Raw genomic sequence first — 23,254 nt, 5'->3', positions numbered from 1 at the left:
AGGAAACCCTGCGCAGGCCGGATGTTATCGCCTCACCGGGGCGAGGCTTTTACGACATCAGAATTAACGCGCCAGCCAGCCGCCATCCACCGCAACGGTATAGCCGTTAATATAGTCAGATGCGCTGGATGCCAGGAACACCACCGGCCCCATCAGATCGCTCGGCAGCCCCCAACGCCCCGCCGGAATACGGTCGAGGATTTCCGCGCTACGCTGCTCATCGGCACGCAGTTGCTGAGTATTGTTCGTCGCCATGTAACCCGGCGCGATAGCGTTCACGTTGATGTTATGTTTCGCCCATTCGTTCGCCATCAGGCGCGTTACGCCCATAACGCCGCTTTTAGACGCGGTGTAGGAAGGAACGCGAATCCCGCCCTGGAAGGAGAGCATAGAGGCGATATTAATAATTTTGCCGCCGTTACCCTGGGCGATGAAGTGCTTCGCCGCAGCCTGAGACATAAAGAACACGCTCTTAATGTTCAGGTTCATGACGTCATCCCAGTCTTTTTCACTGAAGTCGATCGCGTCTTCACGGCGGATCAGACCGGCGTTATTCACCAGAATATCGATGTGGCCGAACTCCGCCACCGCACGTTCAAGCAGGGCTGGGATACCGTCAATCTGACGTAAATCCGCCGTCAGACTTAAAAAACGGCGGCCCAGCGCGGTGACGCGTTCAATGGTTTCCGTCGGCTCAACAATGTTGATCCCGACAATATCACAGCCCGCTTCCGCCAGACCCAGCGCCATCCCCTGACCCAGACCGGTATCACAACCTGTGACTACCGCGACCTTACCTTCAAGAGAGAATGCATTCAAAATCATTGTTAATCCTTATTTTCTTAGTGCCTGTCACGGACAGACATGATTGCCGTCCGCGACTAGCGCAGATCTTTTACTGCAACGTGGTCCATATCATCAAAGACCTGGTTTTCACCCACCATCCCCCAGATGAACGTATAGGCCTGGGTGCCGACGCCGGAGTGAATAGACCAGCTTGGGGAGATAACCGCCTGCTCGTTATGCATCACAATATGACGCGTTTCCTGAGGCTGCCCCATCATATGAAAGACGCAGGCGTTCTCTTCCATGTTGAAATAGAAGTACACTTCCATACGGCGTTCATGGGTATGACAAGGCATGGTGTTCCACAGGTTGCCGGGCGCCAGTTCGGTCAGGCCCATGCTCAGCTGGCAGGTCTCCAGTACGTCCGGCACGAAGTATTTGTTAATGGTGCGGCGGTTACTGGTGAGGTTGTCGCCCAGAGTGACCGGCGCGACATCGGCTGGCGTCACTTTTTTAGTCGGGTAAGTGGTATGCGCCGGCGCGCAGTTGTAGTAGAACTTCGCCGGTTTTGCGCCATCAACGCTGGCGAAAACAACTTCTTTCGCGCCTTTACCGACGTATAAGGCATCGCGGTGGCCGATCTCATAGCACTGCCCATCGACAGCGATCGTGCCCGGCCCGCCGATGTTGATCACCCCCAGTTCACGACGCTCCAGGAAGTAGGTAACGCCCAGCTGTTTACCAACTTCACCGCCAACGGAAACCGTTTTCGCTACCGGCATGATGCCGCCGACAATAATGCGGTCGATGTGGCTGTAAACCATGGTGTATTCATCAGCAACAAACACTTTCTCGACCAAAAACTCGTTGCGCAGCCCCTGGGTGTCCAGCGTTTTAGCGTGCGCGCTGTGGATGCTCTGTCTTACGTCCACATCAACCTCCAATAATAAACCGACCGTGAATGTCAGAACGGAAGGCGAAACACCGTTCCGTTTTACTTTATGCGGTAATGATATCCCTCCAGAAACGGGTTTTCAATTACAAATAAAACGTTGTTTCATTTTTTCCGCATCTTATTATCAAAAGTGTAATTGCGATCACGTCAGCGCGAGATTTCCCTTTAACAGGCACAGGTGGAGATACTTAAAATAAAATTAAAAACAATAAGATAGGTTTATCAGGTGGATATGGGAGCAGCGTGTGCTCCTGAAAAGAAACGCCGGATTGCTGCAACCCGAGGCGTCAGGGAGGGGAAATATCAGCACATATTGCGGCTGGCACGGTTGGCAGCGCCAGCACGGGGAAGCGGAAAATGAAGGCGGTCTTAATCTCGTTCGATAGCAAGCGCCACGCCTTGCCCGCCGCCAATGCAGAGCGTCGCCAGGCCCTTTCGCGCATCGCGTTTAACCATCTCATGCACCAGCGACACCAGAATCCGGCAGCCGGATGCGCCAATGGGATGACCGAGCGCAATCGCTCCGCCGTTAACGTTCACCCGGCGTTCGTCCCACTCCAGCATTTTGCCAACGGATAACGCCTGCGCAGCAAAAGCCTCGTTAGCCTCGATAAGATCCACATCCGCCAGCTGCCAGCCTACCCGTTCAAGACAACGTCGGGTGGCGTAAACGGGTGCGATGCCCATCAGTGCGGGATCGACGCCGACGCTGGCAAAAGCGCGAATACGCGCCAGTATGGGTAAATCCAGTTCCTGCGCTTTGGCTTCGCTCATCATCATGACGGCAGCCGCGCCATCGTTAATTGACGAGGCATTGCCCGCCGTGACCGAGCCGAGGAGATCAAATGCCGGGTTCAACTGGGCCAATCCTTCCGCGCTGGCATCGGTTCTTGGCTGCTCATCAGTATCGACAACGACAGGCTGGCCGTTACGCTGGGTGACAACCGGGACAATCTCAGCTTTAAAACGCCCGGCATCAATGGCCGCTCGCGCTTTTTGCTGGGAACTGAGGGCATAGGCGTCCTGCAATTCGCGGCTGATGCCGTATTCCCGCGCCAGATTTTCAGCGGTAACGCCCATGTGGTAATCGTTAAACGCATCCCACAAGCCGTCGTGAACCAGGCTGTCCACCAGTTGGCTGTTACCGAGCTGCGCCCCTGTGCGGCTGTCGGTAAGAACGTGCGGCGCCCGACTCATGTTCTCCTGCCCGCCGGCAATGACAATATCCGCCTCGCCGCACTGAATCGCCTGCGTAGCCAGATGCAGCGCTTTCAGGCCGGAACCGCAGACATCGTTGATGGTGATAGCGGAAACGGTGTTGGGCAGCCCACCTTTGATGGCTGACTGCCGCGCCGGGTTTTGTCCTGCGCCCGCCGTGAGCACCTGACCGAGGATAACTTCATCGATAGCATGTACATCAACGCCGGTACGCTCCATCAACGCTTTTACCACCATGCTGCCCAGTTCAACGGCAGAATGGCGGGACAGCGTTCCCTGGAAGCATCCGATCGGCGTACGTAAAGCCCCAACTATCACAACCTCTTTCATCACCACCTCAGCGCAAAATAACACCGCAATAGTAGAGGATTGTTAAAGATAATTATCCTGCTTGTTTAAAAATGGTGAGTTTTATCACAAAGGAAATTGCAGCTATTTTAATCAGCCGGTATACGCCCCTGCTGTAAATGATCGCGGAGCCAGCTTCCCGCCGCGCCCGGCGGCGACTTCTTGTTCCAGAGAAGATCAATCGAGATCGCCTTCGGCCAGCCGGGCACATCCAGTTGCACCAGCGGTTTTTCAGCCGCGAACTCTTCCACCAGCGCGCAAGGCAATGCGCACCAGCCAAATCCCTGTACCGCCATACTCAGTAATAACAAATAGTTAGGTGCAGACCAGGCCGGGCCGCGCGCCATGCTGGCGCCACTTTCCAGATAGGTATTCAGCCGCAGTTCACGCCAGGTATGCAGTTGATCCCATTGCAGGGTTTTCTGCACGGCCAGAGGATGTGAGGCCGCCACGTAGAGTCCCATCCAGGTTTGCATGGGCAGGCGCGTCACCCCCATCTCGGTAGGGTAATGATTGCGCGCTTCAATCAGCCCAACCTGCGCGCGTCCCTTTTGCAGGAGATCGATGACATCTTCATCTTCGCCGATCAGACATTCAAATTCCGTATGGGGAAACTGGCGGTCGAACTGCACCATTAATTCTTCCAGAACGTCTGGATGCAGGGTGTCGGATAGCACGAATGTCAGACGGGTTTCCGTTTCGCCAGACAGGGATAACGCCACCTCATCCAGACGATCGCTTGCTGACAGAATAGCCTGCACATAGCTGAGCACCCGCTTGCCCTCTTCCGTCAGCACCGGCTGTCGTGAAGAGCGATCAAACAGTGAAAACCCCAGATCGGCTTCCAGGTGGGCAATCGCCGTACTGACGGTGGACTGACTTTTCCGTAACCGGCGCGCCGCAGCGGAAAACGAGCCGCAGGAGACCGTCTCAACAAATGCGATCAATGCTTCGGGAGAGTAGCGCATGAACTATCTACTTTATCGATGGATTCTATCTTTTAGATATCATATTAAACGATAAAATGCCTGACATTCCGTTTTCCCGGAGATGAAAAAAAAGGTTTGATCCTATGCAACATGACTTAGTCCAACGCCGTTCGCTACTCGAACGCATTTTCCACGCGGTCTGCTTCGAAGGTATTGCCACCGCCATTCTGGCCCCGACTACCGCCTGGCTGATGCAGCGCTCAGTGCTGGAAATGGGAGGCTTAACCATTCTGCTGGCAACCACGGCGATGATCTGGAATATCATCTATAACGCGCTGTTTGACCGCTTCTGGCCGTCACACGTAGTGACGCGCACCGCTAAAGTTCGCGCACTGCACGCGCTGGGATTTGAAAGCGGCTTTATCGTTATTGGTGTAAGTATTGTCGCCTGGGCGCTGAACGTCAGCCTGTTGCAGGCCTTCACGCTGGAAATCGGTTTCTTCCTTTTCTTCCTGCCATACACCATGTTCTACAACTGGGCCTATGACACGTTGCGTCTTCGCGTAGTAAGACGCCGCCAGCAGCGCGTTACTGCCTGATAATGCTCTGTTTAGCCGGAACATTCCCCGTTCCGGCGCTTCCTGCCTGCCCTCGCACACCGCTTTAGTTTCCCCAGCCCCATGCCATTTATGGTAAATTGCGCTTCTTTTTGTTTATTTTATAGTTGATACGTTCAAATAATGTCGAAAATTTGGTCAAAAGAAGAAACTCTCTGGAGTTTTGCACTATATGGGACTGCGGTCGGCGCAGGCACCCTTTTCCTCCCCATTCAGTTGGGCTCCGCGGGGGCCATCGTGCTGTTTATTACCGCACTGGTTGCCTGGCCTCTGACTTACTGGCCTCATAAAGCGCTGTGCCAGTTTATCCTCTCTTCGAAAACCTCCGCTGGCGAAGGGATCACCGGTGCGGTAACGCATTACTACGGCAAGAAGATCGGCAGTCTCATCACCTCGCTATACTTTATTGCGTTTTTCGTGGTGGTCCTGATTTACGCCGTGGCGATAACCAATTCCCTGACGGAACAGCTGGCAAAGCAGATGACGATAGACCTGCGGGTGCGTGTTCTGGTCAGTCTGGGCGTCGTATTGATTCTGAATCTGATTTTCCTGATGGGACGACATGCGACTATCCGCGTGATGGGCTTTTTAGTGTTTCCGCTTATCGCCTATTTCTTATTTCTGTCGCTTTATTTGACCGGAAGCTGGCAGCCCGCGTTATTGACCAGCCAGATGTCTTTCGATCGGCACACACTTCATCAGGTATGGATATCCATTCCGGTGATGGTTTTCGCTTTTAGCCATACGCCCATTATCTCCACGTTTGCTATCGACAGACGTGAAAGATACGGCGAGCAGGCCATGGGTAAATGCAAAAAAATCATGAAGGTGGCTTATCTGATCATTTGCCTGAGCGTGCTGTTTTTCGTTTTCAGCTGTCTGCTCTCCATTCCGCCATCCTATATTGAAGCCGCGAAACATGAAGGCGTGACCATCCTGTCAGCGCTGTCTATGATGCCAGCCGCACCGGCATGGCTCTCCATTTCAGGGATTATTGTCGCCGTTATCGCGATGTCAAAATCGTTTCTGGGCACCTATTTTGGAGTGATTGAAGGGGCGACAGAGATAGTACGAACGGCGTTACTTCAGACTGGCGTGAAGAAAAGCCGGGCATTTAATCGCGCCCTGTCTATCATGCTGGTCTCGCTGATTACCTTTGTCGTTTGCTGCATTAATCCCAACGCCATTTCGATGATTTATGCGATCAGCGGCCCGCTTATTGCCATGATTTTGTTTATCATGCCGACGCTGTCAACCTATCTGATCCCCGCGCTCAAACCATACCGCTCTCTGGGAAATCTGCTTACCCTGATTGTGGGTCTGCTTTGCGTGTCCGTGATGTTTTTTGGCTAATCTCAATACAAAACGGCTCATCCACCTGAAGAGGGGCGAGCCGTTTTACTCAGTCTTTAATCTATCGGCATAATAGTGAGGGCGACCCGACTGTCGTAAACGTCCAGCCTTCCCGCCAGGGTTGTATCAAAAACGAGAACGTCGCGTCCTTTGATAAATAAATAAGCGGCATAGCCTTGCGTTCATGGCTGCCCTGTAATTCGTCAGACGGATATCGGACCAGATTATGCGTCGTAATAATATAGTTTTGCTGCAACTTCTGGTACGTAAAATAAATAATCCGGCTAATTTTATAAGAATGAGCGTCGGGCGTATTCAACACGCCGGTTAATGTCACGATTCCCTGATGATTATGCATCTGGTAGGTAATATCACCAGCAAAAAGTTCATGGTCAATATCCCAGACGGCATAACCACTGCAATCAATTTTCGGGTTAATGCTGTGTGCATACCAGAGTCCTCCGCCGCCCACAATGAAGAACGTGATAATAATAGCCACTGCCAGTATTTTAATTTTCATCATTTATCGAATAGTAGGTTATACACTTTACGGACGGATTTTCTCTGGCATCCTCCGGGCATATAATCGCCGTGATATTTTTTGCGCTGCTCATTCCTGAGAGAAACACATAGTTATTGTTATCGCAAATCTCGCGATGTTTGTGCATAAAGCGAATATAATTTAGCTCCAGCACATCATTCCCTTTTTGCAGGACGGTACAGGATGAAAAAGTCTCGGAGTCCAGAACCTCATAAGACGACAGCAGAGACTCTGGAGACATATAAAACAGGCTGGCGGCAATGCTTATCATCACCACCAGAAGCGCCAGTCCGCAAAGCGCCGCAGGCAACAAGAGATGGCGCTTTTTTATTGGCGTGTCTCCCTTCGGCTCCATTTGGGGTGCAACAATCTGCGCCGGCGCTTCGGTCGCTGATGCTTTTGCGGTTATCTCATCCGTCTGAATATTCGCTGAAATCATCATACCGCGACGGGCAATGGTTTTTATAAGATCGCGCGGTAACCCAATATCACTTAACGCATTTCTTAGAATGAGAATCGTCTGATAAAAAGTATTCGCCGAGGTAACATGATTCTTCTCTCCCCAACCCGCTGTAATCAGCTGGTTTTGAGAAACCACCGTGTTGTTATGCTGAATAAGATATAAAAGGATAAGGCTTGCAGGACTTTGTAACGTTACGGTCTTCTGCATTGCGCTATTCGATAACGCCCGATTTCCAGGGTGAAAGTCAACCAGGTTATTAATTGTGTAACATCTGGCGTGTTTTAACAAATCCGACACAGTATTCCTTCTGGCATTCACATGATGAATGCCATGCTACAAAATTCTTATATCGAGATCACTATAAATATTTGATTATGCGATTACTGTCAAACGCCAGCGGTAAAATTACTTACAAATCAAAAACCTTAAGTCAAAAAAGATCATTTGTTCTTAATTAAGACTATTTTTAAAGCATTTTCATGCTCTCCTGATATTATTACGATAAGCTTAAAAAGCACACAAACACATAATTTATTAATTATGAAAAACAATAGCAATTTTACAATTAAGATACAGCAATTAACATTGATGCAACTTTTGTCCATAAATGCCATTTAACAAAATATCTTAAACATTTTTGCAATATAACTATTCCTGGATTTTGCTATAAAAGTCCTGGATGCTAAATTGTTTCTGTCTCTGACGAGACGTCGCTCCAGGAAAATAAGTAGCATGTAAATAGCCACTATTATAAATGCATCGCAAGGCTTTAAGAAAAATAGCAATAAGTGATATACATCGATTTTTTACGCACGCTAATTGCCGTCTGGCAAAGTATTGACATATTTAAAAACGGATGAAATTATGAAATTATCTACGGATAGGGAGGTTCCTGTATGGAGCTGGATGTTAAATTAAAAAACCTTACGTGCAGTAGTTGTTCTTTACATTGTAAAATAATGCCAGAAAAATCACCTCGTTTACAATATTGTGCTAACGCATGTTTTTGTATGTGGCCGGAAGAAAGTATCTACTTTAACAGAGGTGTTATTGAGGGCATTTTAAATAATAATCATAATGCCCGATTAAATGGTTATATTTTTGTCGATTTCTCTATCAGCTTTTTGCGGCTGTTTCTCGACAAACAGTGGATTGATTATCTCGCCAGCACACGTATGGGTATTGTACTGGTGAGCGATCGGAACATGCAGTCGTTAGCCAACTACTGGCGTAAACATCATCCGGCGGTTTCTGTCGTCATTTATCACGATGATGGACTGGCGGTTGCAAATGAAAAAATCAGACAAGTATTTATTGGGCGACATCTGTCTTTTACAAAAGGGAATACCCTGACCCAGACGGAGTTCATCATTATGGGTAACATGGTTGCAGGGAAAAATCCGCATCAAATCGCCGAGTTACTGAGTATGGATATCCGCAGCGTCTATGCTTATAAACAGAGGATCGAGAAAAGAATGGGCGGGAAGATAAACACGCTGTTTATTCATTCGCATCCACTTTCCAATGAAAAAGCCGCATTCCCAATGATCACAAAGGAATGCAAAGGCTCGCTTATTCATCTGCAAAGACGGCGTTAGCATTGAAGACAACAGTCGGGCACCGGTCCCGGCTATTTTATATAGGAATCCAGCACCTTCAGGATCACCTCCAGATCATCTTCGCGCTTCACTTCATCGCTCTGGTGAACAATGTGTTCGGTCAGATGCCCTTTGATCACCTCACGCATTAATCCGTTCACCGCGCCGCGTATCGCCGCGATTTGCTGCAATACCGCGGCACACTCGTGAGGTTCATCCAGCATTTTTTTCAGTGCGACAACCTGCCCCTGGATTTTACTGGCACGAGCTTTAAGTTTTTGTTTATCCCGGATCGTATGTGACATAACAACGCCTTATTAACATAAATCATTATGGATTATAGCATTGTGACGCTACTGGGGGGTAGTATTTGGTACTGGGGGGGAGTAGAATGCGGGGAAATAAGACAACTAAGAATCATTCTCATGGGCGAATTTTCAACATTACTTCAGCAAGGAAACGCCTGGTTCTTCATTCCCAGCGCCATTCTATTGGGCGTATTACATGGGCTGGAACCCGGGCACTCCAAAACGATGATGGCGGCGTTTATCATCGCCATCAAAGGGACGATTAAGCAGGCTGTGATGCTGGGGCTGGCAGCCACGCTTTCACATACCGCCGTTGTGTGGCTTATCGCCCTGGGCGGCATGTACATCAGCAGAGCGTTTACCGCAGAATCCGTGGAACCCTGGCTACAGCTGGTCTCCGCCATCATTATTCTGAGCACGGCGTTCTGGATGTTCTGGCGTACCTGGAAAGGGGAGCGGGACGGATTGGCTAACAGGCTTCCTGCCCACACTCACCACCATCACGACCATGAGCACCACCACGACCACGACCACGACCACGACCACGACCACCAGCATGTTCATATTTCCTTGAAGGGGCTAACGGACGGATCGCACGCCTGGCAGGATGCCCATGAACGGGCACATGCGACCGATATTCAGCGCCGCTTTCACGACCGGGAAGTGACAAACGGACAGATTTTACTGTTTGGCCTGACGGGCGGCCTGATCCCTTGCCCGGCAGCCATCACCGTATTGCTGATCTGCATCCAGCTTAAAGCCTTCACGCTGGGAGCCACGATGGTACTGTGCTTCAGCATTGGTCTGGCGTTAACGCTGGTAGCCGTTGGCGTAGGCGCAGCCATCAGCGTGCAACAGGCCGCAAAACGCTGGAACGGATTTAATACCCTGGCGAGAAAAGCCCCCTATTTCTCCAGCATACTGATCGGTCTGGTGGGGCTTTATATGGGAATGCATGGTTATCTGGGCATTATCCACTAATTGTTCCCCGCCTGTTTCCACAAACGTGCAGCGACCCGAGCGCTGCACGTCCGTTCATATCAATTTTTCGCAAGCCATGAGCAGACCGTAGACGGACGGTAAGCCGCTCTGATGAGTGAGGCGCATTAACAAATCTTTCCAGAAAGTCGCCTGGCCGTATAATTCGATGCTATTACCCGACGCGTATTGCAGTTCCGCGCTTTTGCGACAAGCGCGCAGGCATTGCGGATTTATTGCGGAAAAATTGTTCTCTCCCACGCTCAACATCAGCATAATTCCGCGCAGAAAACACGCTTCATGCGAACAAAACGCACTATATCAACTGGCAACTTAAATACGATTGCATCAATTGTTGATCTTAATCAAATGGGGTTTATTGGAAACTAAGCCTTTTAAGCTCCAAAAGATCCAACAAAATAAAATAAAATTCCTAAAGTAAAGAGTACGCACCTAATAGTCAGCAACAGAAACAGTATAGTGATGCTGATGATTATTATAAAACCGGTATCTATTTACATCACACATTCAATTAATTAACACACCGATATGGAACGACTTTACGGCTAAATCATTAATACCAATAAAGCGAATATCTAATTATCTTAATATCGACGCAACCGATCTATTTCCAGTTTTTAATAGCCACCACCTATTACAAAAGATTTATTCGGATGTTTTAAACGATTTTCATATTTAAGATTACTGTCGTTAAAATTCCGGCATAAGAAAAAAGATATATTTTCAGATGGGCTATTTGTCGCCTGGGACGCATTGTTGAATAAAAACGGAGAAGGCGTGTGCAGCAGCACATTTTTCTATTTCAACGCCTCAATACCAGGATTAATACCAATATTTTCGCCAACACTGACTTAATACAGCAACATTCCAGCACAGTGCCATTTTTATGAATGTCCCTGAGCATTGGGAACACCCTGAATTCTCAGGGTAAATCAACACGACTGAATGAAAATGGAGTTTAGTTATGAAACTGAATCGTGCCCTAATTCCGGCGCTGGTGATCTCCGCGATCTATTCTGCGGGCGCGCTGGCTTCTGATAATACCATTACATTTATGGGAGAAGTTTCTGATGAAACCTGTTCCGTATCGGTAAATGGTTCTGAGGCCTCACCTGTCGTCTTACTGCCTACCGTCACGGTAAGCACCTTGAACACCAATCAGGTTGCAGGACAAACGACCTTCGACATCGGCGTTAGCGGATGCACCGGCTCAGCCTCCGGGATCAATATTTCGACCGTCTTCGTCGGAAATAACATCAGCGCCACGACCGGAAACCTGGCCAGCAATGGCTCGGCGAGCGATGTTGAAATTCAGATCCTCGACACCAGTGATACAGAGATCGATTTTCGCAACGCGTTTAATGGCGGCGGAGATTTAGCGCTGGCGGCAAATGAGACATCAGCCACGGCAACCTACAAGGCCCAATATTACTCAGGGGGCGCAGCAACCACCGGTACGGTACAAGCCTCCATGCAATATGCGGTTTCTTACCAGTAATTTAACCCAGGCGGGAATTTCGTCCCGCCCTCTTTCGACCAGGGAGTAATAAATGACCCCCATTCGCGACGCCCTGTATTCTCTCGCGGGGTTTCTGTTTATCTTTTTTACACTCTGGAGTGAACACGTCGCCGCCAGTATTACCATGACCGGGACGCGAATTATTTATAATAGCTCAGCCAACTCTGTCGATGTTCATTTAAAGAATAAAGATTCCTTCCCTTACGTGGTCTCAACCTGGTTCGATAACGGCAATATGGCAGACGGGCCGGAGAAATCAGCTCAACTTCCCTTTATCGCCACGCCGCCGGTATTTCGTATTCAACCCGGCGAAGGGCAAATTATTCGGATTGTTTTTACGGCGGCCCAGTCCCTGCCACAAGACAGGGAATCTCTGTTCTATTTTAATTTTATGCAGGTTCCGCCCGCGAATGTGGGCCAACGTAGCCCGGATCAGGGCAATCAAAACAGCCTGCTGATCATGCTACGCAACCGGGTGAAGTTATTTTATCGTCCGGCTGAATTAAACGGTAATCCACAAAAAATGCTGGCGAACCTTCAGGTCACGCGAACGGGTCAAACCGGCATCACCATTAAAAATAATCAGCCTTATTACATCACCATTGCCGGGCTACAGTTGATCAATGCCTCAGAAACCCGCGCCCAAAAAGCAGGCATGATTGCCCCTTTCAGCAGTGAGCGTTATGTCTTTACCGACGCCCGATCGGCTGCAAATCAGCGTGTTCGCATCACGTTGATTAACGATCAGGGAGCCAGAATCAGTGAAGATTTTCCTCTTTAATCGCCCGGCGGGTTTCGGCCTGATGGTATGCGTTACGGCATTTTCCGCTGCGGCCAGGGCTGATTACTATTTTGATCCCGCGCTGCTCCAGGGGTCCGCATACGGTCATGGTCTGGATCTCCAGCGCTTTAATCATACCCAAGACAGCGTGCCTGCGGGTGAATACGTGCTGGATGTTTATCTTAATAACCAGTTGATTCGCCAGCAGGAAAAGATCGAACTTATCGCATCCGCCACGCCGGATAGCGCCGTCGAACCCTGTCTGCCGTTTGAGGTGGTTCGAGCCAGCGCGATTCGCACCCGCTCCTCTGCGGCGTCTTCAACGCCGCACTGTCTGCGCATCAGCGAGACCGGGCAAAAAATCAGTTGGCAAGTGGATATGGCGAAGCTGCGCCTGAATATGACGATTCCTCAGGCCGGGCTTTACCACGCTCCCCGGGGGTATATTCCCGTTTCCGAATGGGACGCCGGAGAGACCGCGCTGTTTTTGCGCCACAATACCAATTTTTATCATACGGAAAATACAGACTCACACCTGCGCTACGACTACCTGTGGAGCAATATCAATGGCGGTTTCAACATCGGGCTGTGGCAATTTCGCCATCAGGGGAACCTCCGCTATGCCGATGACAACCAGACGGGTAGCCACTACAAATACAATGCGGTAGCGACTGCGATTCAGCGCCCTCTACCTCAGTTTGAGAGCGTGATAGCGTTTGGGGACAATTACACCAACAGCAGCCTGTTCGGCAGCCTCTCATTCAACGGCATAAAACTGAACACCGATCAACGGATGTGGCCGCAGGGCAAACGCGGTTATGCGCCGGAAGTGCGCGGCGTGGCGACCACAACCGCCCGCGTGGTGGTACGCCAGCAGGGTAAAGTGATTTACGAAACCACCGTCGCGCCCGGCGCTTTTGTTATTAACGATCTTTACAATACCCGTGGCCAGGGCGATCTGGCCGTCGATGTCATCGAAGCGAACGGGCAAATCTCAAGTTTTACCGTTCCCTACTCGGCGGTTCCTGATTCCGTTCGACCGGGAAACTGGAACTATGAGCTGGCAATGGGCTACGTTCGCCACTACTACAGCGTGGAGAATAAATTTGTCGAAGGCGTTTTGCAGCGCGGGATGAGCAACACGCTAACCGCCAATTTGGGTTCACGGCTGGCCGATGATTATCAGGCGTTTCTGCTGGGCGGGGTAATGGCAACATCCGTCGGGGCATTCGGCCTCAATACCGTTTACTCAAACGCCAGAGTCGAAAACGACGATAACGAGCAGGGCTGGCGCATTGAGGCCAGCTACAGCAAAACGTTTACCACCGGCACAAATCTGGTGCTGGCGGCCTATCGTTACTCCACCAGCGGTTATCGTGATTTACAGGATGTGCTGGGCGTGCGCCGTCAGCAGAAAAACAGCGTGGCGTATTATTCGGATACGCTGCACCAGCGTAATAACTTTTCCGCTACGCTCAGCCAGCCGATGGGCGACTGGGGCATGGTTAGCTTCACCGGCAGTACGTCAGATTACTACAGCGACGCGTCGCGCATCACCCAACTCCAGTTTGGCTACAGCAACAGCTGGCGCAACATCACCTTTAATCTTAGCGCCGCCAGGCAGCGCAGCAGTTATGCCAGCCGCTACGACACCAGCGTAAACGACCGGGATTTTGACCGCGAAAACCAGCGTAAATACACCGAAAACACGCTTTCACTGGGGATCTCCATCCCCTTCGATGTTGGCGCCAGCCGCACGCAGCTAAATCTGGATATGAATCGCAGCCGCGACGTTCGCACCGCCACGGTGGGGATAAGCGGCGCCACGGGCGAGAACAGCGCCACATCCTGGGCCGTTTATAGCGGTCTGGAGCGAGATAAGCACGACGGCAGCAGCGCAACCTGGGGCGGCAACGTGGAGCAACGAACCGCCGTCGGCGCGTTTCGCGGCTTCGCCTCCCGCGGCAGCGATTACCAGCAATATGGTCTGGGGATGTCCGGCACGCTGGTTGCGCACCGCGGCGGGATCACCGCTGGCCCCTACACCAGCGATACGTTCGCGCTTATCGAAGCGCCAGGCGCGCACGGCGCGGCTGTACGTAACGGGCAAGGTGCAACGGTCGATTATTTCGGCTATGCCCTGCTCCCTTCCATGACCCCCTATCGCTATAACACCGTAAGCCTGGACAGCGGAAACATGAATGCCGAAGTTGAGCTACAGAGCGGCAGCAAGCGCATCGTGCCCTACGCCGGCGCGATTTCCCGCGTGAAATTCACGACCACCAGCGGTAAAGCGGCGCTCATCAACACAACGCTTCCCGATGGCGACCAGCCGCCGATGGGTGCTGACGTGACGGACGGCCACGGCGAATCCGTGGGAATGGTCGGCCAGGGCGGGCAAATTTACGCCCGACTGGCGGAACAATCCGGCGTGCTGTTCGTACAGTGGGGGCAAAAATCCACGCAGCGATGCCAGGTCTGGTATCAACTACCGGCTAAAACGCATACGCCGCTGTACCAGCTCACACTACCTTGTCGTCAGGAATAACGTATGAAAATCAGACAGCTCTTTTACGGCCTGTTATTCAGCGGCATGGTTGCGCATCCTGCCCTGTCCGCCTGCATCAAGGTCACGTCAGCCAACCCCCTTTCTCAGGCGGCAAAAGACGCAGGCTATGTGGGCGCCAGTTGGGGCGGCGTGGGGGATGGCGATGTAAAAGGGAAACTGGGCTTGCCCGGCGTCATTACCTTAAGCAACGGGACGGGATTTCAGAGCGAAGGCACGTTGCTGGGCAGCGCCGCTGCCAGTTTCGTCCCCAATGGACGAACGCAGGGCGTCACGGCCAATCAGATTATGTTTCGCTGTACCGTTTCCGAAATCGGCCAGGTATATGAATACTACGCCACCAACGGCGACGATTACTGGGGAGGCATGGTCGACGTACCGGGAATCGACGGCGCTTACTACACCTACGTTAAAAACGTGGCGGTCAGGCTGACCAATCTAAAAACCGGAGAATATTACTCCCGTTACTGGAAAGCGCGCGCAATCCCGGAAAGTGAAATGTTCAATGACGGCACCTATATCTACATCCCAGCCAGCGCCTTTAGCGACGTATTTGTTGAATTGTTTCGGGTTGATGACAGCGCCAGAGGCGTTGATGGTTCCAACCGTTATACCTATCCCTACGCGGGACCGGCAGGCTATATCGCTTTCCACGGCGGCGGCATGAGTTCAGGGCTTTTCGAGGGCGCTGACAGCCGAACCAACTATAGCGGCTGGGGTGCGGCGCAGTGGCCCGGCGGCTGGACGTTAACCAGCCAGACCGTGTTCGTGCGCGGCGCCGCCTGCCGGGTCAACGACTACCCCGCCATTGTCAGGTTACCGCCTACCAGCGTTGGCGAACTCATCAGCGGCAGCAGCAGTCAGGCTCCTTTTAGCATTAGCGTCGAATGCGAAACCGGGGCGTTGTCCGGCACGACGGCGTCCACCAGCTTAAGAGCATATGTGGCGATGGGATTCCTGGTCAGCAATCCCACCGCAGCCAATGCGGCCTCTCAGTTGGGCCTCAAGACCGGCTCCGGCGCTTATACATGGCTACTCGACAATCATTATGGCGTAAACGGCGTTGCATCAGGCGTTGGCATTCGCCTCTACAGCGACAAGCAAAATGGCAATGCGCTGAATCTTCTGCCCAACCGAATAGCCACAGCCACGGGCAACGCGGGCGGCTGGTACGGCTATCAGGATCTGACCACGCAAACCGCCAGCGGCTCAACCAGCCTCTACAGCGGCGACTTTACCGCCTCTCTGGAAGCGATTCCGGGGGAAAACGTGACAGCAGGAACGGTCTATGCACAGCTCCAGGTGGTGGTCAGTTTTCAGTAACTGGCCCACATACACGCTTCTTATCGTCTGGACAGGATGGACGGCGACTCCCGCACGGGCCGTGGTCAATACGGAAGTGACCCGCGTTATTTTTAACGCCGGGGAGAGCCATTATTCGCTGGCGCTGGCAAATTCAGCGCAGCACCCTGCCCTGGTTCAAATCTGGACGGATGAAGGCGATCCGCTGAGTCAGCCTGCTGAGACCATCACGCCCATCGTCGCGATACCGCCCGTATTCAAAATGCAGCCGACGGAAATTCGGACGGTAAAGTTACAGCTCGCAGAGAAACCTGGGTTAGCGCGCGAGCGGGAGTCGCTTTACTGGCTGAATATCTACCAGATCCCGCCGATGACCGTTCAGGATGCGAAAACGCGGCAAAAACTCGTGCTGCCGCTGCGCATCCGCATGAAAGTGTTTATTCGTCCACAGGGCGTTGGGCCATTGAGAGAGCAGGATGGCGAACGGCTGACCTTCACATTCCAGCCGCAGGAGACGCAGCTTTATGTTAATAACCCGACGCCGTGGTACATCACGCTGGCAGCGCTGGCATGTGACAACACCAGCGCAACGCCGCTGATGATCGCTCCGCTGTCTTCACAACCGTTATCGTTATCCGGGAAGGCAGGACATTGTCGTACCGTCAGGTACGAGCTTATCAACGACCACGGTAATCGCTGGATTTATGAGAAACCGATAATAAACAGCGAAGCGCCGGAAAATACCGTGGGCAGAAACCCACGGCGATGACCGGTAAAACGCATCAGGCGCGGATATCGTCATACTCGCGCGTTTTATCAAACTCATGTTTGGCGAAAGGACAAAGCGGAATAACCTTGCGGTTCTCCTGGCGCATCTTTTCAACCACCTTCGCGACAAGCTGTTTACCGACGCCCTGCCCCTTCAGGCTGGGATCGACATCCGTATGCTCAATAATGCTCAGATGCTCGCCCGTCGGTACAAATACGATTTCGGCGACCTGATTACCCGCAGCATCATTCACATAAAATTTGTTGTGGCCTTCGAGTATCTCCATCATTTCCTCACTTATTTCTGGCGGTATTTCAGCGCGCCGCTCGGACAGGTATCAATAACATGCACAACCGTTGCCACATCCACTTCATCCGGGATGATCCACGGCTTACGTTTCAGATTAAAGAGCTTCGCGCTACCGCGCACGCAATTACCCGAGTGCTGACAAATGGCCGTATTGAAATAGACATCGATTTTCTCGCCGGTATAGGCCCGGTAACCCGCATCCAGTAGTTCCTGATCCATGACATTGCCTCTGTAATTGTTATGTTTTCGCTAGTAAGCATAGCCCCGTCAAAGTGGCGTGGCTACAGGAAAACAGAGGCATTTGCCAGTTGATGAAAAGTCGTCGTTGCGCAAAATAACGTTAAGTCATAAACCAGTAATAAAAGAGACCAACTTTTAATCCAAGGATCACAATATAGGCACAGCAGTACTTCATGGTGCCAGACATTATCTGATTCGCCTGTCCTTCCATTTTGGTTGCCGAAACCGCAATGGCGATACTTTGCGGTGAAATCATTTTCCCGCCTGTTGCGCCGGAGGTATTTGCCGCAGCCAGCCAGTTTGGATCAATATTTAATTTACTGGCGGCAATGGTTTGTAGTTTGCCAAACAGAATATTCGAGTTGGTGTCGCTGCCGGTAACAAACGTCCCCAGCGCGCCAATCACCGGAGCGAGAAAGACGTACGAGCTTCCGGTCAGATCGACAATCGACTGGGCCAGCGTGGAGATAATACCGCTGAGATCCATTACCGTTGCCAGGGCGACGATCGCCATAATCGCGACAATGGAATTTTTAAGCTGGAATACGGTTTTGACAAACACTTCCAGCATACCGCGTGCCGATGCCCCCTGAATAAAACCGCCAATAATGGTCGCAAAGATGATCAACATTCCGGGCGTGGTGACCCATTCGACTTTCAGCGCCAGCGTTTTGCCATCGGCCAGCGTAAAATGCAGCACCGAAGCCAACTGAGAAGCCGCCGCTTTTATCGTTGGAAATAACGGCGAGCACAGCAGAATAAAGACAAAAATAAACAGATAGATAGAACCGACCCGGAACAGCACTTTCGCCGAGCGCGGCGTCGTTTCACGGGTGTGGCTGACTTCAATGCGCCACTCGGGATCTGTTTTCCCTTTGCGCAGGCGGCTGGCAATTGCGACGGCAAAAAGACTGACCAGGCTGCCGGCAAAAGCGGGTAATTCTGCCCCGAGATGTATGGCGACAAAATACTGCGGAACAAGCGTTGTGATACCGCAAAGCAGCGTAATAAGGAACACGCCGCGAATGGCTTTCAGGCCACCGCCAATAATGCAAATTATGACAAACGGCAGCAGGATATTAAAAAGGGCTAATTGCAGAATAATCGTTCCGCCTAAGGTGTAAACCGGCAGATTAACCTGTTCAGCCAGGATAGAGACCGGAATACCAACCGCCCCGAACGCCGTGGGTACGGTGTTGGCCACAAGTGAAGCAATTGCTGCCTTCAGTGGGTTGAATCCCAGCGCGATGAGAATACCGATAGGTATCGCGACCGCCGTACCGTACCCGGCAGCCGCTTCAAGGAATCCACCGAAACACCACGAAATCAGCAGTACCTGAATACGCTTATCTTCGCTAATACTGGCGAGAATATCGCGGAGAATATCCAGCGCTTTGGTCGCCTGCATGACGTTATAACTGAATATAGCGCCGAGGATCACAATCACGATCGGCCATAATCCTTTCAGTGCGCCATAACCCATCGAGGCTTTAAGATTTTGTACTGGCATGTCCCAGAATATTGCAGACAGCGCGGCAGTGAATGCCAGCGAAATCAAAACTGAATAATGGATGGGCATTTTCAATTTCAGAATTAAAAATACCATAAGCAGCAAAGGAGAGAGTGCCAGGGCAAACATAAAATATTCGTTCATTACTATTCCTGATTGGTTCATTAAACCTGATTTATATTTATGGTGGGGAGGCTACATTGCTGGTCAAATGAAATATGTAAACTGAATCGCTTCAGTGAATAAAGTAATTATGATTTGTAGTTTTGTAACTATTGTAATCTTTTAATTAAAATTCAATGCCAGGCAAATATACTTAAGAGCAAGACAGATACCTATAAATAGTTATTTAACAACCTGTTTAATAATGATATTGACGAAATTAGTAATCACTTGAAACTATTTTTCGGACGTTCACATCGCTGTGGTTTTCATTATAAAAATGTGAGCGATGCCGAAATAAATAAACCCGGGTATTGCATATGGGTATTGATTGGTGGATTATTCTATTTTGTCATACAAATGAACGTAGAGTAGGATAAACCGAAAAACAATGGTCGTTTTTATTATTGATTTATGACCCGGTGGCCGGTTGCCATCGGGGCTAAATAGAAGTGAAGCAATGGAGCATTGATTGTGAATGTAAATTTCTTTGTTACCTGTATTGGTGACGCGCTGAAATCACGGATGGCCCGAGACTCCGTATTGCTGCTGGAAAAACTGGGCTGCCGCGTTAATTTCCCTGAGAAGCAAGGGTGTTGCGGCCAGCCAGCCATCAACAGCGGCTACATCAAAGAAGCGATCCCTGGGATGAAAAACCTGATCGCAGCGCTGGAAGACAACGACGACCCGATTATCTCTCCTGCTGGCTCCTGTACCTACGCGGTAAAAAGCTACCCGACATATCTGGTCGATGAACCTGAATGGGCGTTACGTGCGGAAAAGGTCGCCGCGCGCATGCAGGATCTCACCTCCTTTATCGTTAATAAACTGGGTGTGGTGGATGTGGGGGCCAGCCTTCAGGGCAGAGCCGTCTATCACCCATCCTGTAGCCTGACCCGCAAGCTGGGAGTGAAGGAAGAGCCGCTCACGCTACTGAAAAATGTGCGCGGGCTGGAGCTGTTGACGTTTGCCGATCAGGATACCTGCTGCGGATTTGGCGGGACGTTCTCGGTCAAAATGGCCGAAATATCCGGCGAGATGGTGAAAGAGAAAGTCTTACACCTGATGGATGCCCGGCCTGAATATTTGATTGGCGCAGACGTCAGTTGCCTGCTGAACATTGGCGGTCGACTGCAACGGGAAGGCCAGCCGGTCAAAGTGATGCATATTGCTGAAGTGCTGATGAGCCGCTGAGGGGAAAGAGATGTCGATAAAAACCAGCGATGTAGAATTTAAACTGCGCATTCGTCAGCAAATTGAAGATCCGATCATGCGCAAAGCCGTGGCCAATGCGCAGGAGCGAATCGGCGCGAATCGGCAAAAAATGGTCGATGAGTTAGGGCACTGGGACGAATGGCGTGACCGTGCCAGCCAGATCCGCGATCACGTTCTGAGCAATCTCGACGCTTACCTGTATCAACTCACCGAGAAAGTGACGGAAAACGGCGGGCACGTCTATTTCGCCAAAACCAAAGAAGAAGCCACCCGCTACATTTTACAGGTCGCCCAAAGTAAAAACGCGCGCAAGGTAGTGAAGTCCAAGTCGATGGTGACCGAAGAGATTGGCGTCAATCATGTGTTGCAGGATGCCGGAATTCAGGTGATCGAAACCGATCTGGGCGAGTATATTCTCCAGTTGGATCAGGACCCGCCTTCACACGTTGTGGTTCCGGCAATCCATAAGGATCGCTATCAGATCCGCCGCGTGCTGCATGAACGTCTGGGCTATGACGGCCCGGAAACGCCAGAAGCGATGACCTTATTCATCCGCCAGAAGATCCGCGAGGATTTCCTCAGCGCTGAAATCGGTATTACCGGCTGTAATTTCGCCGTGGCGGAAACCGGATCGGTGTGCCTGGTGACCAACGAAGGCAATGCGCGGATGTGTACCACGCTGCCGAAAACGCACATTGCGGTGATGGGGATGGAGCGTATCGCCCCCACCTTTGCCGAGGTGGACGTACTGATCACCATGCTGGCGCGCAGCGCCGTTGGCGCACGTTTGACGGGATACAACACCTGGCTGACCGGCCCGCGCGAGGCTGGCCACGTTGACGGGCCGGAAGAGTTCCACCTGGTTATTGTGGATAACGGGCGTTCCCAGGTACTCGGTTCTGAATTTCGCGACGTGCTGCGCTGCATTCGCTGCGGAGCCTGTATGAACACCTGCCCGGCATACCGCCACATTGGTGGACACGGCTATGGCTCTATCTATCCCGGCCCTATCGGCGCGGTGATTTCCCCGCTGCTCGGCGGTTATAAGGATTTTAAAGATCTGCCGTATGCCTGTTCATTATGCACGGCCTGCGACAGCGTCTGCCCGGTGCGCATTCCGCTGTCAAAACTGATCCTGCGCCATCGCAGAGTGATGGCCGAAGAGGGCATTACCCCGAAAGCCGAGCGACGGGCGATCAAAATGTTCGCTTATGCCAACAGCCATCCGGGACTGTGGAAAGTCGGGATGATGGCGGGCGCCCATGCGGCAAGCTGGTTTATTAATGGCGGTAAAACGCCGCTTAAAGTCGGCGCTATTGGTGACTGGATGGAGGCGCGAGATCTCCCTGATGCTGACGGAGAGAGTTTCCGTAGCTGGTTTAAGAAACATCAGGCAGAGGAGAAAAAGAATGGATAACCGTAGCGCGTTTTTAAACACCATCGCCCAGGCGCTGGGCCGCCCGCTGCGATTCGAACCGCAGGCAGATACGCTGCCGGTTAACAACTATGCGAACGAGCGACTGACCGAACTTAGCCAGCAGCAGCGCTGCGACGCGTTTATCCAGTTTGCGAGCGATGTCATGCTGGTACGCTGCGAACTGACCAGCGAAGCGCAGGCGCCGGAAGCGGCGTTACGCCTGTGTGAAGAACTGGGACATAAATCGGTGGTGCTCAGCGGCGACAGTCGGCTGGTTGAACTGGGCATCACCGAACGCTTGCAGCAGGAATGCAACGCCGTGGTCTGGGCCCCGGCCCGGGGAGCAGAAAATGTTACCCAGGCCGAACAAGCGAAAGTCGGCGTAGTGTATGCCGAATATGGCTTAACGGAATCGGGCGGTGTGGTGCTGTTTTCCGCGCCTGAGCGCGGGCGTTCATTAAGCCTGCTGCCGGAGTCCTCGATTTTCGTGCTACGCAAGAGCACCATTCTGCCGCGCGTGGCACAACTGGCGGAAAAACTGCATCAGAAATCGCAGGCCGGTGAACGCATGCCATCGTGTATTAACATCATCAGTGGACCCAGCTCAACGGCGGATATCGAACTGATCAAGGTGGTCGGCGTGCATGGCCCGGTTAAGGCGGTATATCTGATTATTGAAGATTGTTGATACGACTGTTAATGACCGCACTACTGGCACGGACGCCATAATAGCGGGCAGTTAATCCTGTTGGGAGTTGAATGCGGAGTTCAGGAAACTTGAAGCTGGAGCGGGCGAAGGGAAATCACCCCCGTTCCAAAGATCTCGTAATCCCATGGATTTATTAACAAAAACTTGGTGCATGTTACGCTCTTACGTTCCAATCGTCCGTATACTGGACATTACCATCAACATAACGCCAGGTGATTTTGTCATACATCAGGGAAACAGATTCCATGTGGTTGATCTGCGAGTTCCCTGCCATTTTAGCGTTTGGCATCCCTGGATTAATGCCCGTCACTTTCACGCCCTCAATGGTCATGACGAAGTAACACTCTTCTTGTCCTGCATGGTTAATTCGATACCAGCGAATCTCCGCACTTTTCAACGTTTGACCAGTGGCAACGGCTTTGTATAGATACGGGCTGGAGCTATCAAACTCCTTTTCAATCATCATCGGAGAATGTGAACGCTTGCCAGTGATCTTACCGTTGGCACTGTCTACTGGAATGTTCAGACCATGACTAAAGCCAACAATTTCTATACTCCCCTCACGATCCTGAACGTCTACAGATCCTTTAATGTCTGCGCCGCCATCGTCTTTAAGCCACATGTAAGCCGGAATAGGCAT

23 protein-coding genes are annotated in these 23,254 nt (G+C 51.4%); 12 read left to right on the top strand and 11 right to left on the bottom strand.

What is annotated here, in order from left to right; all coding sequences use genetic code 11:
- Positions 1-63: 63 nt before the first annotated feature.
- From kduD to FD428_RS04150, 4 genes are all read right to left on the bottom strand, one after another.
- Positions 64-825, bottom strand: coding sequence for a 2-dehydro-3-deoxy-D-gluconate 5-dehydrogenase KduD (gene kduD / locus FD428_RS04165; RefSeq protein WP_005123393.1), 762 nt, complete (start codon positions 823-825; stop codon positions 64-66).
- Between the two features lie 56 nt (positions 826-881).
- Entirely contained in the window at positions 882-1,718 is an 837-nt protein-coding gene (kduI, locus tag FD428_RS04160) for a 5-dehydro-4-deoxy-D-glucuronate isomerase (RefSeq protein WP_058668046.1), read from the bottom strand.
- A gap of 392 nt (positions 1,719-2,110) precedes the next feature.
- Positions 2,111-3,289: an acetyl-CoA C-acetyltransferase gene (locus tag FD428_RS04155; RefSeq protein WP_047461488.1), complete on the bottom strand. Its 1,179-nt coding sequence runs from the start codon at positions 3,287-3,289 to the stop codon at positions 2,111-2,113.
- 107 nt (positions 3,290-3,396) lie between these two features.
- Positions 3,397-4,275: a LysR family transcriptional regulator gene (locus tag FD428_RS04150; RefSeq protein ID WP_114848292.1), complete on the bottom strand. Its 879-nt coding sequence runs from the start codon at positions 4,273-4,275 to the stop codon at positions 3,397-3,399.
- A gap of 104 nt (positions 4,276-4,379) precedes the next feature.
- On the opposite strand from FD428_RS04150, the gene FD428_RS04145 reads away from it, so the two are divergent.
- Both FD428_RS04145 and FD428_RS04140 read left to right on the top strand, forming a co-directional pair.
- A complete protein-coding gene (locus tag FD428_RS04145) occupies positions 4,380-4,835 on the top strand; it encodes a multidrug/biocide efflux PACE transporter (protein WP_024130912.1) in 456 nt (151 codons plus the stop codon).
- 141 nt (positions 4,836-4,976) lie between these two features.
- Complete coding sequence (locus FD428_RS04140) at positions 4,977-6,206, top strand: amino acid permease (RefSeq protein WP_012134968.1); 1,230 nt, start codon at positions 4,977-4,979, stop codon at positions 6,204-6,206.
- Positions 6,207-6,267: 61 nt separating this feature from the next.
- On the opposite strand, the gene FD428_RS04135 is transcribed toward FD428_RS04140, so the two are convergent.
- The gene (locus tag FD428_RS04135) at positions 6,268-6,729 is read right to left on the bottom strand and encodes a hypothetical protein (RefSeq protein WP_123907428.1); all 462 of its coding nucleotides are present in this window, start codon (positions 6,727-6,729) and stop codon (positions 6,268-6,270) included.
- On the bottom strand, positions 6,716-7,417 hold the full coding sequence (locus FD428_RS04130; RefSeq protein WP_114848294.1) for a winged helix-turn-helix domain-containing protein: 702 nt from the start codon (positions 7,415-7,417) through the stop codon (positions 6,716-6,718). Before FD428_RS04130 ends, FD428_RS04135 begins: the two co-directional genes overlap by 14 nt.
- Before the next feature lie 689 nt (positions 7,418-8,106).
- Here FD428_RS04130 and FD428_RS04125 point away from each other — a divergent pair.
- Positions 8,107-8,808 (top strand): transcriptional regulator, encoded by a 702-nt coding sequence (locus FD428_RS04125; protein ID WP_024130913.1) that lies wholly within the window; start codon positions 8,107-8,109, stop codon positions 8,806-8,808.
- Positions 8,809-8,840: 32 nt separating this feature from the next.
- Here the strand turns inward: FD428_RS04125 and rcnR are convergent, their stop codons facing one another.
- The gene (gene rcnR, locus FD428_RS04120) at positions 8,841-9,113 is read right to left on the bottom strand and encodes a Ni(II)/Co(II)-binding transcriptional repressor RcnR (RefSeq protein WP_012134972.1); all 273 of its coding nucleotides are present in this window, start codon (positions 9,111-9,113) and stop codon (positions 8,841-8,843) included.
- A gap of 120 nt (positions 9,114-9,233) precedes the next feature.
- Here rcnR and FD428_RS04115 point away from each other — a divergent pair, with 120 nt between their 5' ends.
- The 6 genes from FD428_RS04115 (at position 9,234) to FD428_RS04090 (ending at position 17,052) form a co-directional block, all read left to right on the top strand.
- Positions 9,234-10,097: a nickel/cobalt efflux protein RcnA gene (locus tag FD428_RS04115; protein WP_114848295.1), complete on the top strand. Its 864-nt coding sequence runs from the start codon at positions 9,234-9,236 to the stop codon at positions 10,095-10,097.
- Between the two features lie 982 nt (positions 10,098-11,079).
- A complete protein-coding gene (locus FD428_RS04110; protein ID WP_114848297.1) occupies positions 11,080-11,613 on the top strand; it encodes a fimbrial protein in 534 nt (177 codons plus the stop codon).
- 52 nt (positions 11,614-11,665) lie between these two features.
- On the top strand, positions 11,666-12,415 hold the full coding sequence (locus tag FD428_RS04105; protein WP_114848298.1) for a fimbria/pilus periplasmic chaperone: 750 nt from the start codon (positions 11,666-11,668) through the stop codon (positions 12,413-12,415).
- A complete protein-coding gene (locus FD428_RS04100; protein ID WP_114848299.1) occupies positions 12,396-14,963 on the top strand; it encodes a fimbrial outer membrane usher protein in 2,568 nt (855 codons plus the stop codon). Before FD428_RS04105 ends, FD428_RS04100 begins: the two co-directional genes overlap by 20 nt.
- A gap of 3 nt (positions 14,964-14,966) precedes the next feature.
- Positions 14,967-16,304, top strand: coding sequence for a fimbrial usher protein StbD (gene stbD, locus FD428_RS04095; protein ID WP_114848300.1), 1,338 nt, complete (start codon positions 14,967-14,969; stop codon positions 16,302-16,304).
- The gene (locus FD428_RS04090) at positions 16,270-17,052 is read left to right on the top strand and encodes a fimbria/pilus periplasmic chaperone (protein WP_114848301.1); all 783 of its coding nucleotides are present in this window, start codon (positions 16,270-16,272) and stop codon (positions 17,050-17,052) included. The genes stbD and FD428_RS04090 overlap by 35 nt, the downstream gene beginning before the upstream one ends.
- A gap of 13 nt (positions 17,053-17,065) precedes the next feature.
- On the opposite strand, the gene FD428_RS04085 is transcribed toward FD428_RS04090, so the two are convergent.
- The 3 genes from FD428_RS04085 to FD428_RS04075 all read right to left on the bottom strand — a co-directional run bounded on the left by FD428_RS04085 (position 17,066) and on the right by FD428_RS04075 (position 19,255).
- Positions 17,066-17,338: a GNAT family N-acetyltransferase gene (locus FD428_RS04085; protein ID WP_047463941.1), complete on the bottom strand. Its 273-nt coding sequence runs from the start codon at positions 17,336-17,338 to the stop codon at positions 17,066-17,068.
- Positions 17,339-17,349: 11 nt separating this feature from the next.
- Positions 17,350-17,580: a 4Fe-4S mono-cluster protein YjdI gene (gene yjdI / locus FD428_RS04080; protein WP_071257888.1), complete on the bottom strand. Its 231-nt coding sequence runs from the start codon at positions 17,578-17,580 to the stop codon at positions 17,350-17,352.
- A 121-nt stretch (positions 17,581-17,701) separates the two neighbouring features.
- Positions 17,702-19,255 carry an L-lactate permease gene (locus tag FD428_RS04075; protein ID WP_058668056.1) on the bottom strand — a complete coding sequence of 518 codons (1,554 nt, stop codon included), beginning with the start codon at positions 19,253-19,255 and terminating at the stop codon, positions 17,702-17,704.
- A 492-nt stretch (positions 19,256-19,747) separates the two neighbouring features.
- Here FD428_RS04075 and FD428_RS04070 point away from each other — a divergent pair, with 492 nt between their 5' ends.
- Genes FD428_RS04070 through FD428_RS04060 form a run of 3 tightly spaced genes read left to right on the top strand, consistent with a single transcriptional unit; the run spans position 19,748 to position 22,593 of the window.
- On the top strand, positions 19,748-20,467 hold the full coding sequence (locus FD428_RS04070) for a (Fe-S)-binding protein (RefSeq protein ID WP_024130919.1): 720 nt from the start codon (positions 19,748-19,750) through the stop codon (positions 20,465-20,467).
- A gap of 10 nt (positions 20,468-20,477) precedes the next feature.
- Positions 20,478-21,905: a LutB/LldF family L-lactate oxidation iron-sulfur protein gene (locus FD428_RS04065; RefSeq protein WP_047461453.1), complete on the top strand. Its 1,428-nt coding sequence runs from the start codon at positions 20,478-20,480 to the stop codon at positions 21,903-21,905.
- Entirely contained in the window at positions 21,898-22,593 is a 696-nt protein-coding gene (locus FD428_RS04060; RefSeq protein ID WP_012134990.1) for a lactate utilization protein C, read from the top strand. Before FD428_RS04065 ends, FD428_RS04060 begins: the two co-directional genes overlap by 8 nt.
- Before the next feature lie 175 nt (positions 22,594-22,768).
- On the opposite strand, the gene FD428_RS04055 is transcribed toward FD428_RS04060, so the two are convergent.
- Entirely contained in the window at positions 22,769-23,254 is a 486-nt protein-coding gene (locus FD428_RS04055; protein ID WP_064910234.1) for an Hcp family type VI secretion system effector, read from the bottom strand.

The sequence above is a fragment of the Citrobacter sp. TBCP-5362 genome (assembly GCF_005406305.1).
GTDB classification, from domain to species: domain Bacteria; phylum Pseudomonadota; class Gammaproteobacteria; order Enterobacterales; family Enterobacteriaceae; genus Citrobacter_B; species Citrobacter_B koseri.
This window is presented reverse-complemented; position numbering and strand designations above follow the sequence as displayed.